Genomic DNA, 13,977 nt, shown 5'->3' on the forward strand with positions numbered 1-13,977 from the left:
GGCTGCTCTTAGGTTTATCGGGGCTCTTAGTGCTGCTTTTAACCAACTGCGAAAAAGACTACCCGGACGCAACGCTAAACAACAAGTTAACAACCTCCCGCTTTGACATTCGGGTTCTGGATAGTGAACAGATCCTGTCCAATGCTAAGGTTATGGACGAATTACAAAAGATTGCAGGGCAAACCAAAGCACAAGCCACCGGAACGGGAACACCGATAGGTACTTCCCGAATCCTTTACAATTCAACCTACGGCTTTTCCGTAAACACCGCTTATGTGAAATACGTGGAAGATACCACAACCGGGAAACATTCCTATAACTTTCCGCTCACGCGGGACAGTTTGGTCACTTCCCATTTGGAAAACCTATTGCTATCGTCGCGTTCCGACGGGAGTTACGATGCGTATATTGTGGAATATGGTTTTTCAAAGGACGAATACAACGCTGTGTCTCAAACAACGCTGAACAACACAACGACCCGTTATTATCCGATAGATTTTGACACTTCGGTCTTCAACAGCGGCGAGTTAAACAAAATGGTGCTGGAATACAGTTGCGTAGAAATATGGTCATTGGAAGTCGTACCGGCACACCAGGGTGACAACACAGGTGGCGAACTCTACACGGAAGAATGGGTATTGGTCTCTAACGAATGTACCTGGAATTACTACGATGACGGAACAGATGGCAGCAGCGGAAGCACCACGACCACAACCGGAGTAGAGACTTCGGGCGGTGTAGGCGGCAGTGCCGGAGGTACAAGCACAACAGGAGATAGCTCTGATAGTGGCGACAGTACAGATATAGGCGATACCTGCAAAGGTTGTGGCGACAGTGATATCATATCCAGCCCGGCAACAGAGCCGGCAGAAGAACCCGAAACGCCTTGCGACAGAATAAAAGCCGGAACAGGCAGTGCGGCATATAAACAAAAATTTAAAGCCTTAAATACACCGGAAAAGTTTAATTTAGATCATGAAACCGGTTTTAACGAACAGGAAATTAACGGGGTAAAACAGTATGTAGACGGAGTAGTAAATGGGACAAATAGTTTGGCAACTCCTGTAGAATCTATGAATGGAACGCATGTACATAATAACAGACCGAAGACATATGAAGGTTCTACGTTAATGTATGATGCTCAAATAAAAATGCTATCTCCGGGAGATTTAACGAATTTGATTAAACTTATGCAGAATAATAATTCAGAACCTGAAGATGCTTTTACCGTTATGTTGTCAGATGAAGGAATATTTGCAATTACAATTTTAGAACCTCTAACTTGGACATTAGAATTGCGAGAAAAATTTTCTGAATTAAATGAATATTATAAGACTTATGCAAAAAAAATAGTTGATGATTATTCAAGTATGACAGAAATATCTAGAAAGAATTACTTGACGAAAATGCTTCTTAAAGGATTAAAAAAGTATAATCTTGAAGAAAAGGTAGCTTTATTTGAAGGAGAAGTAGAAAATGAAGCCGATACTGATATTAATAACTATAATATAAAATGGAACCGAAAAAGTTTAAAAAAGAACTTTTTAGGATATGATGTAGAATCAACACCATGTAATTAAAAAATCAGCGATATGAAAACACTATTAAATATTCTCTGCCTGTTATTGATTAGTTTGAATGTAAACTGTCAGGTCTTACCATTATATACTCCAAGTTTTGAACGAACTAATGGAGCATACTTAAAAGATTTAAATGATGTCCAGTCTTTTTTGGAAGGGACGTGGATAGGTATAATTAATGATAAAGAATACACCTTTCAGTTTGTTAAATTTCCCCACCATTTAATTTCTTATGGGGATGTTAATTATTATGAAGATATAGTTAAAGTTAAATTTAAAGTAGTAGATTTAGTTGCGAATCAATTGATATATAGTGATTTGCAGGTTGTTGATTTTGATGATTATAAGATAAATTTATCATATTATGGTAATAATATTGGGTATTCTTTTTATTATGAAGATGAAATGAATTGTAGTAATTCTGCTAAATTCTATATTTATAGAATTGATAATAATACAGATCAAATAGAATATAAAAACTTTATTTATGATGAATATTGGGATTGGGATTGTTCCTATACTAATCAGTTAGATATTCCCATGTTTTTACCTAAAGTAGATCTGATGTTGACGCGACAATAGTTTTAGGGATTAAAAATTTGGTTTTGTAAGGAAAATAGCGATATGAAAACATTATTAAATATTCTTTGCCTTTTACTAATTAGCTTTAATGTAAAGTGCCAAGTAACACAAATTGTTCCGTTAAATAGTATAGACCTTACTAATGGAACATACTATAAAGATATTGATAATGAACTACCGTTCTGGGTAGGCACATGGGAAGGAGTCTCTAATGGCAAAAAATACGTTTTTGAATTCACGTTTTTTCAACAACATATAAATTCTAATTCAACAGGAAGTTATAATTATTACGATGAAATAAAAGGGAAATTTAAAGTAATAGATTTAAACACGAATGCTATTTTATATAATGGTCTTAATGCTACAGTTTATGATGATTACACAATAACTAATCTTGTTCTTAGGGGCAATAGTTTATTGTTACTCTTTCAAGACGGCGAGATCAATTGTTGCAATACAGCTGAGTTTTATCTGATCAAAGACAGTAACAGTCCTGACCAAATTATGTATAAAGATTTTAGCTATGGAGAATATGGTTGTTTATCTAACAATCCATGCCTTTACAATGACCAGTTAGATATTCCTATGTTTTTGCCTAAAGTAGATCTGATATTGACGCGACAATAGTTTTTGGGATTAAAAACAGAATAAAGGAAAAACTTCTAAAAACTTTAACAAAATATACATTTTTTCTGTATCCGAGTTAGGTTTAGTCTGCCGTATATTTGTGACGGTTAATAGCAGTAATTTTTATTTCTTATCAAGAACATCTAGTCCCGAAATTCTTTCGGGACTTTTTGTTTTTGTCGATTTCGTTCTCCAAAAAGAGTGTATTATAAAACATAGATAGCCAAAAGCAAAAAGCTCTTTCTTTTAAAAGAAAGAGCTTTTCTGATTAACAAATTAAATGAGATTAGTGCATTGCATCACTAAGATTGACGTTTCCTTTTCCTTTTTTAATGAGTAGGATAAACGGAATACAAATTAAGAACAGCAATCCTAAGTACATAAAAACATCCATATAGGACAATACTGTACTTTGTTGGGTCACTGACAGATCAATTAGCTGGTAAGCTTTGTTCAATGCTTCATTGGGACTAAATCCTTTGGCTATAAATCCTTGTTGTAAAGCATAGATCCTTTGTTGTACCTGAGTATTAGCTCCGTCAATATTTTTGATCAGATTCACTCGGTGGTCTTGTGATAATCTGGAAATAAAAGTTGTAATAATGGCAATACCGAATGAACCTCCTAACTGACGTAACATTCCGGTAAAAGCAGCTCCTTCACCGATTCCTTTTCCGCTTAAAGTGGAAAGCGAAAGAGTAGTGATCGGAACAAACAGCAATCCTAAACCGAATCCGCGAACGATCAGTGGCCAAAACATGTGTTCTTCACCGGTATCGGGAGTCATAATGTTATGCATCCAGAACGTAAAAATAAAGAACATTAAAAAGCCTATAGCGACCAGATAGGGTTGAGGTACGCCTTTTTGGATCAGTTTACCGATGATCGGCATCATAAAAGCCGTCATCAAGGAACTCGGGATCAGCAATAAACCGGCGTCGGTTGCGGTCCACCCTAAAATAGACTGCGTATAGATCGGAATAATGAATGTAGAGCCATACAATCCGAAACCGAGTACAAAACTTAAGATGGTTCCTACTCTCAGATTATTGTCCCTCAGAACCCGAAGATTCACTATCGGATATTCGTAGACGAGCTCCCTCCAGATGAAGAAGAACAACCCGACAAAGCTCATAATACTAACGACAACTATAGTACTGTCATTAAACCAGTCGTCCTGTTGTCCGTGTTCCAAAACAAATTGCAGCGAACCGATAAACATAGCCAGCGTAATGATTCCCCACCAGTCAACCTGATTGCTTTTTAATTTATCACCGTATTTCGGACTTTTAACGTAAGTTAAAGTTAACAAGGTTGCAATAATTCCAATCGGTACGTTGATGTAAAAGATATAAGGCCAGGAGTAATTATCTACCAGATAACCTCCTAACGGCGGACCCAATGTAGGTCCTACAATTACACCCATACCGTAAATAGCTTGTGCCATACCTCTTTTTTCCACCGGATAACTTTCGGTAATGATCGTTTGAGAAGTAACCAAAAGGGCTCCGCCACCTAATCCCTGAATGAATCGGAAGAGAACTAATTCCCAAATTCCGGAAGCATTTCCGCATAAGAATGAGGAAAAGGTGAAAATGATAATAGAAGCGGCAAAATAATTTCGTCTACCGAATTGTTGTGATAACCAACTGGTCATTGGGATTACAATTACGTTAGCAATAGCATAAGCCGTAATTACCCAAGCCACATCGGTTAAGGTAGCTCCCAGACTTCCACGCATGTCGTTCAAGGCTACGTTAACAATGGTAGTATCTACAATTTCTAATAAGGCACACAATACGGCAGTGACGGTAATAATAACCCTGTCAATGCCATACAGTACCAAATCGTCATTTTGTATGGTTCCTGATGCGCTCATATCTTATTTTAAGTGTACGTCTACATCTACATTCATTCCTGCTCGAAGTAAACTTAATTTTTCTTTGTCGTTAGAGTTTTTAAAACTGATCTTAACCGGAAGTCTTTGCACGGTTTTTACGAAGTTTCCGGTAGCATTGTCAGGGGGCAAAAGGGAGAAACGTGATCCGGTAGCCGGAGAGAATGAAGTAACTTCACCTACAAATTTATAGTCAGGATAAGCATCAACTTTTATTTCAACTTCTTGTCCCAAACGCATTTTGTCTAATTGGGTTTCTTTGAAATTAGCAACTACCCAAACGTCTCCGGTTTCGATGATATAAAATAACGATTGCCCGGCCTGAACCATTTGTCCCGGTTGCAGATCAACAGTTGAAACTTGTCCGTCAATAGCCGCAGTCACTACAGTATAGCCTAAGTTTAATTTAGCAGCATCTAATTGGGCTTGTGCTCTTTTTATATTAGCTTGAGCTACTTGTGTTTGTTTGCTGGAAACATTTGAACGGGAAACAGCTACTTTTTTCTGATAATCAGAAGCTGCTTTCTGGTCTTGCAATACTTTCAGTTCATTTTCTGCCACTTGTTTGGCTGCCAAGGCTTGTTCGTATTGTTGTTTAGTGATCGATTTGTTTTTGTACAGGTTCTCAAAACGTTCAAAGTCGTTAGTGGCTCTCCACACTTTTACTTTAGCATTTTCAATACTATTAGTATAGGATTGTGCATTGGCAGCAGAAACTGATACACCGGCTGCCGCGCTTCCTACATCAGCTTTAGAGACTTCTAAATTGCTTTCTGCCGCTAAAAGCGCTGCCTGAGCCTCTTCAAAGCGTACCAAATAATCACTGTTGTCAATAACGAATAAAGTATCTCCTTTTTTAACGTATTGATTGTCTTTTACATATATTTTCTGAACGTAACCGCTTACTCTGGGAATGATCGGTGACATGTTTTGTTCTATCTGGGCATCATCGGTAGTTTCGTGAGCCAAAGAGTGGAAGTATTTGTATCCACCGTAAACCACTCCTAAGGTTACTAAAACAATTAGGATGATCGTAAATTTTTTATTTGTTTTCTTTGTTTCCATTTTTTGGTCAGAAATTTATTGTTGAACAGATTGGGTTAAGTTTCCTTTAGCAAAAGCCAATTCGTAATATTTTTGAAGAATATCTGCTTTTGAAACCGCCTTATTGATATTAGCCTGAAGTTGTTCTACATCGGCTTCCAGTAGATCATTAGTATTGGATAAACCGTTGTCGTATTTGTCTTTTACAATTCTGTAGTTTTCTGTAGCTTGTTCAGCAGCTAAGTTGTATACATTGTATTGTTTTTGAGCTAAGGTGTAGTTTTCCTGAGCTTCGTGAACTTCTTCTTTAATTTGATCGGTTAAAAGAGCTACGGATTGTTTTGCTTCTTCCGATTTGCTTTTGGCGACCTTAACTTCTGCATTGTTTTTAAAAATAGACGATAAGTCATATGAAACACCAACTCCAAAGTTTATGGCATTAGTCATGGTAAAGGCATTTTTGATGTCTACGGCAACATATCCGCCTACTAGATTAATAGAGGGATAATAGTTTCCTTGTGCTATTTTAATCCCGTTTTCCGCTGCTTTTTGTTTGTATTCTGCTGCTTGTAGGTCACTGCGTTGTGCATCGCCGGCAGCTATTGCCTGGAACGAATCAATTCCGTTAGGATCAATTTCAATAGTTGAATTTTCAGCAATTCCCAAAAGATTTTTCAGTTTGAAATTCAATACATCCAGATTCTTCTGGTTCTGATCAATCATCAATTGTACGTTAGATTCCTGCAATTGTGCTTTTAGCATATCGTTGTGTGCCAACAAACCGTTGTCTTCCATAGCTTGGAAATCCACTACACGTTGGTGAGCGCTTTTCAGGTTATCTTGTAACAGATCCAACATTTGTTGGGTTTTATAGATCGCCAGATACAAATTAGTAGCATATAAAGCCACTTGTTCTTTTGTATATTCGGCTTCTAAACTTTCCGATTCATGCAAATTCTCAGAGGCTTTAATGTTTTGGCTGATCTTGAATCCGTTGAATACCGGAATACTCACATTAGCCATTCCTAAAAGCAATTGGTTTATTTTACCGGTACTTCCGGCGGAAGAACCGGAACTTGAATCACCGAACAAAGGCGAACTGATGTTCGGTTCTGTCAACCGGAAATATTGTCCCGAAAGTGTTGCGCTCGGGTAGCGGTTGTTTTTAGCCTTTTTGACTTCATAATCTGAGGTCGTTACTTTAGCCTCGGCTAGAACAGCTTGCTTACTTTGTGTCGTAGCCATTTCAACGGTTTGTTTTAAGGTCAGCTTTTGTGTTTCCTGAGCTTGTCCCGTAAAAGAAACCAGTTGAAAAAGAACTAAAATAAGCGAAAATTTACTTTTCATAGTGTTTCGATTTCTGTTGAGGTTTTGAGTTATATAGTTATGTTAGTTTAAAATAATTGCGTGAATTGCTCTGATCAGATCATCTGTAAAAGTGCTGTAGATATATTGTTCAAATTCTTCTTCCGTTTTCAGGTCTAATACTTTTTGGTAAAAAGCCTTGTTGGTATAGAATTGGGTCAGCGTTCCGATAATTACCGGAGGAATCATCAATACTTTTATATTCGGGCGAAAAACCTTTTGCTCTTGGCCTTCTTTAATGATGTCTTCGATCAGATCCAGATTCTGTTTCTTAATGTCAATAAAAACATCGTAATTGATGTCGCGTTTTTGCGAAATGATCTCCACATGCAGAATTTGATAAATACTGCGATTCTCATAAATACGATGCACATAAAAGCGCACCAGTTTTTCCATTTTTTCTATCGGCGAAATGTTTTCTTCGAAAAGGTTGGCTAACATTAAGCGCATAGCGGAAATACGGTTCAGTACAATAGCTTCCAAAAGCTTTTCTTTGGAACCGAAATAATAAGAAATCATAGCAATGTTGATATCAGCTGCTTTGGCAATATCACGAATGGAAGTGCCGTCGAAGCCTTTTTCTGCGAATAAAGTTTCGGCTATTGTAATGATTTCGATTTGTTTAGCATTTAACTCCATTTCATTTTAATTTACGACGCAAAGTTAAACACTTGTTTAAATTAAACGTTTGTTTAAAAATGATATTAACAAAAAATTAACAATTTTGAAATAGATTGATTTAGGTGGTTTTAAATTCAGATAGTTGGAAAAAAATTAATGGCTAAGTATTTTTGAATTCTACTGATTAAATATGTTGTACAATATTTGTGGAGTTTGCTTGAGGTTGTCTAAAGAGTTGTAGTAGAAAATTTGATTTTTCAAGTTAACTTTTGATTTTTTCTTTTTTTTGAATGGCCTATTATTTTGAATTGGGAATTAGTAGTAAAAATATTTTTAAAGCAATGTTCTCTATCTAACTGTTAATAGATTTTTTTTAGAATTAATAGAATGATTCCAAAAATTAATGTTTTTAATAAACTAATTAGTGAAGAAGCTATCCCATAGAATGAATCTTTAGTAATGCAATCAATGTAGTCTCCGAATTTTTCAGAATTGTGTATAAGTATATAATCAGTTCCGTAATAACTGTATAAAAATTGTAAAATTTGAGTAGCAAAGAATCCTATAAAGAAAAATAAGAAGGTTTGCTCTGTTTTTAATTTCGATTGAGTTATAGAAATAATTAAAAAACGGATAGTAAAGTAGGAGGTGAGTGAGAATAGGGTTAACGGAACTAATTCAGAGAGCCAAAAGATATAATGATTTCCAAGTTTAAGAACAATCAATAAATCTCTAATGATATCTTTAACCATTATATAGAAGCCGGAAATAAATAAATATAGAAAAGTACCAATCCCGATTAGGTTAAATAGTTTGTTTTTAGCGTTATTCAATGTTTTGGATATTTTTTGGAGTTTCTAATGTTTTTCAATTAAGGTAGTACTGAATCAAATCCAAATAACCAAAATTTAGAAGATAAGGAAATACAGATATTGTAAACTGGAAAAATGAAACATAAAAAATTATTTTTGATAAGTTATTAGATGTAATTTATTTTTTAGCTTGCGATTTATTACTTATAGTTTTTGGTAGTTTTGAAAGGCTTAATTTAATATCACTAATTGTTTTCTTGAATATACCTTTATCATCATTATTTTGTAGTGTTTCTAAAAGGATTTCTAAATTACAGCCATGCGATATTTTAAATCTTCAATTTCTTCAAGTGAGAGTGAAGGAAGACAATCTTCCAAAATTAAGCGAAGAACTGTTTGCAAATTATTATAATCTTCACAAATAATATAATTGTCCGCTGAAATGATATAATCAGACAAAGCCCCAGCTTTATAACCATTAGCAAGTTGTCCATTTCCTTGTAAATGAAATGCTTTAGCATTTGTTGAAGCATTAAGTTTTTCTATTTTTTCTTCAAATATTTTAATTTCTTTTTTAATATTAATATTAATGTGATCTAAAAGTTCAGCTTTTAATGTAAGAGCTTGATTTTCCAATTCTTTTTTCATTAACTCTTCACTTATTTTTAATGTTTTTTTCTGATACCATTGTATAACAAAAGGAACAAGAATACCAATAACACCAAATGCAACAGTTCCAACCAGAATAAGTTTGTCCCATGCTGAGTTATAAAAAGAATCTACTTTATTTATTAATTCTATTCCATTTTCTGTAGTTTGAGCAATAGTCTTAATTGTAGTGCGTAAAGTGTCTGACATACAGTTTTAATTGTAAAGTTATTATTTTGAAAGTTATTACAATGATCTATTATAACAAATATATCCAACAATTCTTAAAATAAAATCAAAATACTATAAAATTTTTAAGAAAACTAATAACAATACAGTTTCCTATCGTATACTTTTTACGAACTTACTGATATTCTTAATCGGGTTTTTACTTAAAAATTGAATAAAAGCACTACCAATAATCGCTCCTTTTTGATACGTTGTAGCTTGTATAAACGTAACTTGATCTTTAATACCGAAACCGACAATCTGAGGATTTTTTAGTTTTAAGTCGGCAATGCGTTTAAAATAAGCAAATTGTTCCGTTGCAAAACCACTTTGACTTCCCGTAACTGCTGCCGAACTTACCATATAAATAAAGCTGTCGGAAATAGCATCGATTTGTTGAATACGTTCGTCACTGGTTTGTGGTGTGATTAAAAAGATGTTGTGCAAACCATAACGCTCAAACAAAGCTTTGTACTCGGCTTCATAAATAGCCAAAGGCAGGTCGGGAATAATTAAACCGTCAATGCCGATTTCAGCACATTTTTGACAAAATTTTTCCATACCAAATTGCATCATCGGGTTAAAATACCCCATGATCAACAACGGGATTTGCACACTTTTCCGAATGTCTTTCAATTGTTCAAATAGCAACTGTGTTGTCATGCCGTTTGCAATGGCAACGGTCGAACTTTCCTGAATGGTTGGTCCGTCTGCTAACGGGTCACTGAACGGTAAGCCGATCTCGATCATGTCAATACCGTTCTTTTCGAGTTCCTTTATGATCGCTGCCGTATCGTTTAAATGCGGGTAACCTGCTGTAAAATAAATAGAAAGCAGTTTTTTATCTTGTTGTAAAGCGTGATGTATTCGATTCATTTTTTTACGTTTTTTAGGTTGATAAGGAGTACAATTTCAATATCCGAAATAATTAATATAGGTATTCAGATCTTTGTCGCCACGACCGGAAAGATTAATCACAACAATGTCGTTTGGCTTAAAAGTTCTTTTGGTTAAAGTAGCTAAAGCATGTGCTGATTCAATGGCCGGAATGATGCCTTCTGTTTTGCATAAATTAAGTCCGGCTTGCATGGCTTCATCATCGGTAATGGCTTCAAAATCGGCTCTTTTCACATCGTGTAAATGCGCGTGTAACGGACCCACACCCGGGTAATCTAATCCGGCAGAAATAGAGTAGGGCTCCGTAATTTGTCCGTCTTCCGTTTGCATCAATAGTGTTTTACTTCCGTGAATAATACCGATTTTTCCTAAAACGGAAGTGGCTGCACTTTCACCGGAATCTATACCATGACCTGCCGCTTCCACTGCAATAAGTTTTACGTTTTCGTTGTCTAAAAACTCAGAGAAAGCTCCGGCAGCATTACTTCCACCACCTACGCAAGCGATAACGTAATCAGGATTTTCTTTGTTTTCTAAATCCAATAATTGCGATTTAATTTCCTTAGAAATAATACTTTGGAAACGTGCCACCATATCGGGATAAGGATGAGGTCCAACCACCGAGCCAATGATATAAAAAGTATCCGTTGGGTTATTGATCCAATCGCGAATGGCTTCGTTGGTGGCATCTTTTAAGGTTTTAGAACCGGAAGTTGCCGGACGAACTTCGGCGCCCAACATTTTCATACGGGCTACATTTGGCGCTTGGCGTTCAATGTCAATTTCGCCCATATATACAATACATTCCAGCCCCATTAAAGCACATACCGTAGCTGTTGCCACGCCATGTTGACCGGCTCCGGTTTCGGCAATAATTCGTTTTTTGCCTAAGCGTTTTGCCATCAAAATTTGCCCGATGGTATTGTTGATTTTATGCGCTCCGGTGTGACACAAATCTTCTCTTTTTAAGTAAATTTTGGTGTTGAATTGTTCTGATAAACGTTTTGCAAAATAGAGAGGAGTAGGGCGGCCTACATAATGTTCCAGTAAATTCTGAAATTCTTCCTGAAAAGAAGCTTCGTTCATGATCTGCAAATATTTCTGACGCAATTCTTCTACATTCGGATACAGCATTTCAGGGATAAAAGCTCCGCCGAATTGCCCGTAAAATCCTTTTTTAGTAACGTTATATTTCATTTTAAAAGGTGTTTATTTGTTGTTGAAATTGGTTTAATTGTTCTACATTTTTAATTCCGGGAGCTGTTTCAAATCGACTGTTGATGTCTATGGCAAAACAATGTTGAGCCGCTTTGGTTTTTAAAAATTCCTGAAGCTGAGCTGTTTGTTCCAATCCAATGCCGCCACTTAAAAAATAAGGTTTGTCATACGAATATTGTTCCAATAGTTTCCAATTGAATGTGATGCCGTTGCCTCCGGGATTTTTACCTTTAGTATCCAATAAAAAGTAATCCACGACATCTGAATACTTTTTCATAGTCTTAAAATCAAACGTTTCGTCTATTGAAAAGGCTTTGATAAGTTTTAGCCCCAACTTTTTCAGTTTTTTGCAAAACTCAGGCTTTTCTTTTCCGTGTAATTGTATGTAGTCCAATTGTTTGTTTTTGGCTGTAAGGAACACTTCCATTAATCCGGGATTCACAAAAACACCGACTTTCTGAATGTTTTCCGGTAAATCCGGTAACGTTTCCAGATTGCAGAAACGTCGGGAAGGTTCCCAAAAGATAAACCCTAAAAAATCAGGTGACAAAGCCGCAATTTCCTGAATATTTTCAGGATCTTTCATGCCGCATATTTTAAGTTTCGGTTCCATTGTATCGGGATTGAAAAAGAAATTTATGGGATTAATTCTTGAATGAAAGTTTGTGCTTCAGCTCCCGGGTTATCTGTTTTCATAAAATGTTCACCCATTAAAAAACCTTGGTAACCAAATTGTTGCAATTCTTTAACAGCTGCTACAGAACTGATTCCGCTTTCGGAAACTTTGACAAATTCGTCAGGAATGTGAACGGAAAGTTCTTTGCTATAATCCAGACTGACTTCAAAGGTTTTTAAGTTGCGATTGTTTACACCAATCATATTCAAACTCGGCATGATCGATTTTTCCAATTCTTCCAGATTGTGAACTTCCAACAATACTTCTAAACCTAAACTTTGGGCAAATTCCGATAAATATTTAATTTCTGTTCGGGTTAAAACCGCCGCGATCAGTAAAATAACATCAGCTCCGTTGGCTTTAGCTTCCAGTAATTGGTATTCGTCTATGATGAATTCTTTGCGTAAAACCGGAATGGAAACACTCGCTTTTGCTAATAAAACATCTTCTAGTGAACCTCCGAAGTATTTGCCATCTGTCAACACTGAAATGCCGCAAACACCGGCATTTTGATATCCCAAAACCACATCTTCTACATTGTGATTGAAGTTGATAACACTTTTTGAAGGCGAACGTCTTTTGTGTTCAGCAATAATTCCGGTAGAACTAAACGCAAGTATTTTGCGCAACGAATGCGTACGCGAATTGAAAAGATCAGTCGCTTCCAATTGGGCAATCGGAACAACTTTTTTCTTTAAAGCTACTTCCCGTTTCTTATCGGCAATGATTCGGTCTAGTATGTTCATGGTTATTTTCTTTTAGGTTTTAAAACGTACTTAATTCAATTAGCTTATTCAATTTTTCAAAAGCTCGTTTGCTGTTCAAACTTTCCTGTGCCATTGCTAAGGCTTCTTCATAACTGTTTTGTTGAACGGTTTGAATGGCGATAGCCGCATTGGCACAAACGACATCATTTTGCGCTTGCGTTCCGTTACCTGAAATGATTTGGTAAAAGATCTGCGCGGCTTCATCAGTGGTGTTTCCACCTTTAATATCTGCTAATTGTGTAACTGATAATTTAAAATCTTGTGGCTGAAGAATTTGTTCCGAATGATTGGTAATGATCTTCACTTCATCCGAAAGGGAAATTTCGTCAAAGCCACTCAATCCGTGTAAAATGCTGTATTGTGTATCGGTGTTTTGATACAAATAAGCATACATTCGGGCCAATTCCAAACTAAAAACGCCTACCATCTGATGCTTTGGAAATGACGGATTAACCATCGGTCCCAAAACGTTAAAAAAGGTTTTTACACCTAATTCTTTGCGAATGGGAGCCACCATTTTCATAGCCGGATGGAACAGTGGTGCATGTAAAATAACAACATTCGTTTCTTCGATTGCTTTTTTCAAAAAGTCGGTATCATTAGTGAATTTCACACCCATTTTTTCCATCACATTGCTGGAACCGGAAATCGAGGAAACACCGTAGTTTCCATGTTTAGCAACCTTTATACCGGCACCGGCTACGATGAATGAAGCCAAAGTCGAGATGTTAAAAGTGTCTTTTCCGTCGCCACCCGTTCCACACAGATCAATGGTATCGTATTCGGAGAAATCTACAGGAATACATAGTTCTAACAAGGCTTCGCGAAATCCGGCAAGTTCTTCTACCGTAATGCTACGCATCATGTATACCGTTAGAAAAGAGGCAATTTGACTTAAATTATATTCGCCTTGCGAAATGTTAACCAAGACATTTTTAGCTTCTTCTTGACTTAATATTTCGTGATTGATTAATCTATTGAGTATTGTTTTCATTTTTTTGGAAATTAAGAATTA

At 36.1% G+C, this 13,977-nt stretch carries 13 protein-coding genes; 3 read left to right on the forward strand and 10 right to left on the reverse strand.

Translation table 11 applies throughout. From position 1 onward, the window contains the following. From NHF50_RS13485 to NHF50_RS13495, 3 genes are all read left to right on the forward strand, one after another. Positions 1-1,580, forward strand: a 1,580-nt coding sequence (locus NHF50_RS13485) for a hypothetical protein (protein WP_252776950.1), incomplete at its 5' end; no start/stop codon positions are given. Positions 1,581-1,592: 12 nt separating this feature from the next. Continuing rightward, positions 1,593-2,162, forward strand: a complete 570-nt coding sequence (locus NHF50_RS13490; RefSeq protein WP_252776952.1) for a hypothetical protein — start codon at positions 1,593-1,595, stop codon at positions 2,160-2,162. Positions 2,163-2,204: 42 nt separating this feature from the next. Beyond that, positions 2,205-2,789 carry a DUF6705 family protein gene (locus tag NHF50_RS13495; RefSeq protein ID WP_252776954.1) on the forward strand — a complete coding sequence of 195 codons (585 nt, stop codon included), beginning with the start codon at positions 2,205-2,207 and terminating at the stop codon, positions 2,787-2,789. 286 nt (positions 2,790-3,075) lie between these two features. On the opposite strand, the gene NHF50_RS13500 is transcribed toward NHF50_RS13495, so the two are convergent. From NHF50_RS13500 to trpD, 10 genes are all read right to left on the reverse strand, one after another. Continuing rightward, positions 3,076-4,668, reverse strand: coding sequence for an MDR family MFS transporter (locus NHF50_RS13500; protein ID WP_109570146.1), 1,593 nt, complete (start codon positions 4,666-4,668; stop codon positions 3,076-3,078). A 3-nt stretch (positions 4,669-4,671) separates the two neighbouring features. After that, positions 4,672-5,751: an HlyD family secretion protein gene (locus NHF50_RS13505; RefSeq protein ID WP_252776955.1), complete on the reverse strand. Its 1,080-nt coding sequence runs from the start codon at positions 5,749-5,751 to the stop codon at positions 4,672-4,674. A 15-nt stretch (positions 5,752-5,766) separates the two neighbouring features. Then, the gene (locus NHF50_RS13510) at positions 5,767-7,077 is read right to left on the reverse strand and encodes a TolC family protein (protein WP_252776956.1); all 1,311 of its coding nucleotides are present in this window, start codon (positions 7,075-7,077) and stop codon (positions 5,767-5,769) included. 42 nt (positions 7,078-7,119) lie between these two features. Next, positions 7,120-7,734: a TetR/AcrR family transcriptional regulator gene (locus NHF50_RS13515; RefSeq protein WP_252776957.1), complete on the reverse strand. Its 615-nt coding sequence runs from the start codon at positions 7,732-7,734 to the stop codon at positions 7,120-7,122. A 1,100-nt stretch (positions 7,735-8,834) separates the two neighbouring features. Beyond that, positions 8,835-9,386, reverse strand: a complete 552-nt coding sequence (locus tag NHF50_RS13520) for a hypothetical protein (protein WP_252776958.1) — start codon at positions 9,384-9,386, stop codon at positions 8,835-8,837. 132 nt (positions 9,387-9,518) lie between these two features. After that, positions 9,519-10,280, reverse strand: coding sequence for a tryptophan synthase subunit alpha (trpA, locus tag NHF50_RS13525; RefSeq protein WP_252776959.1), 762 nt, complete (start codon positions 10,278-10,280; stop codon positions 9,519-9,521). A gap of 36 nt (positions 10,281-10,316) precedes the next feature. Beyond that, the gene (gene trpB, locus NHF50_RS13530) at positions 10,317-11,498 is read right to left on the reverse strand and encodes a tryptophan synthase subunit beta (protein WP_252776960.1); all 1,182 of its coding nucleotides are present in this window, start codon (positions 11,496-11,498) and stop codon (positions 10,317-10,319) included. Position 11,499: 1 nt separating this feature from the next. After that, positions 11,500-12,132 carry a phosphoribosylanthranilate isomerase gene (locus NHF50_RS13535; protein WP_252776961.1) on the reverse strand — a complete coding sequence of 211 codons (633 nt, stop codon included), beginning with the start codon at positions 12,130-12,132 and terminating at the stop codon, positions 11,500-11,502. A gap of 23 nt (positions 12,133-12,155) precedes the next feature. After that, positions 12,156-12,941 carry an indole-3-glycerol phosphate synthase TrpC gene (gene trpC, locus NHF50_RS13540; protein WP_252776962.1) on the reverse strand — a complete coding sequence of 262 codons (786 nt, stop codon included), beginning with the start codon at positions 12,939-12,941 and terminating at the stop codon, positions 12,156-12,158. Between the two features lie 19 nt (positions 12,942-12,960). After that, positions 12,961-13,956: an anthranilate phosphoribosyltransferase gene (trpD, locus tag NHF50_RS13545; RefSeq protein WP_252776963.1), complete on the reverse strand. Its 996-nt coding sequence runs from the start codon at positions 13,954-13,956 to the stop codon at positions 12,961-12,963. Positions 13,957-13,977 lie beyond the last annotated feature (21 nt).

Origin of the sequence: Flavobacterium sp. NRK F10, assembly GCF_024054235.1 — a bacterium.
Classification (GTDB): Bacteria; Bacteroidota; Bacteroidia; order Flavobacteriales; family Flavobacteriaceae; genus Flavobacterium; species Flavobacterium sediminis.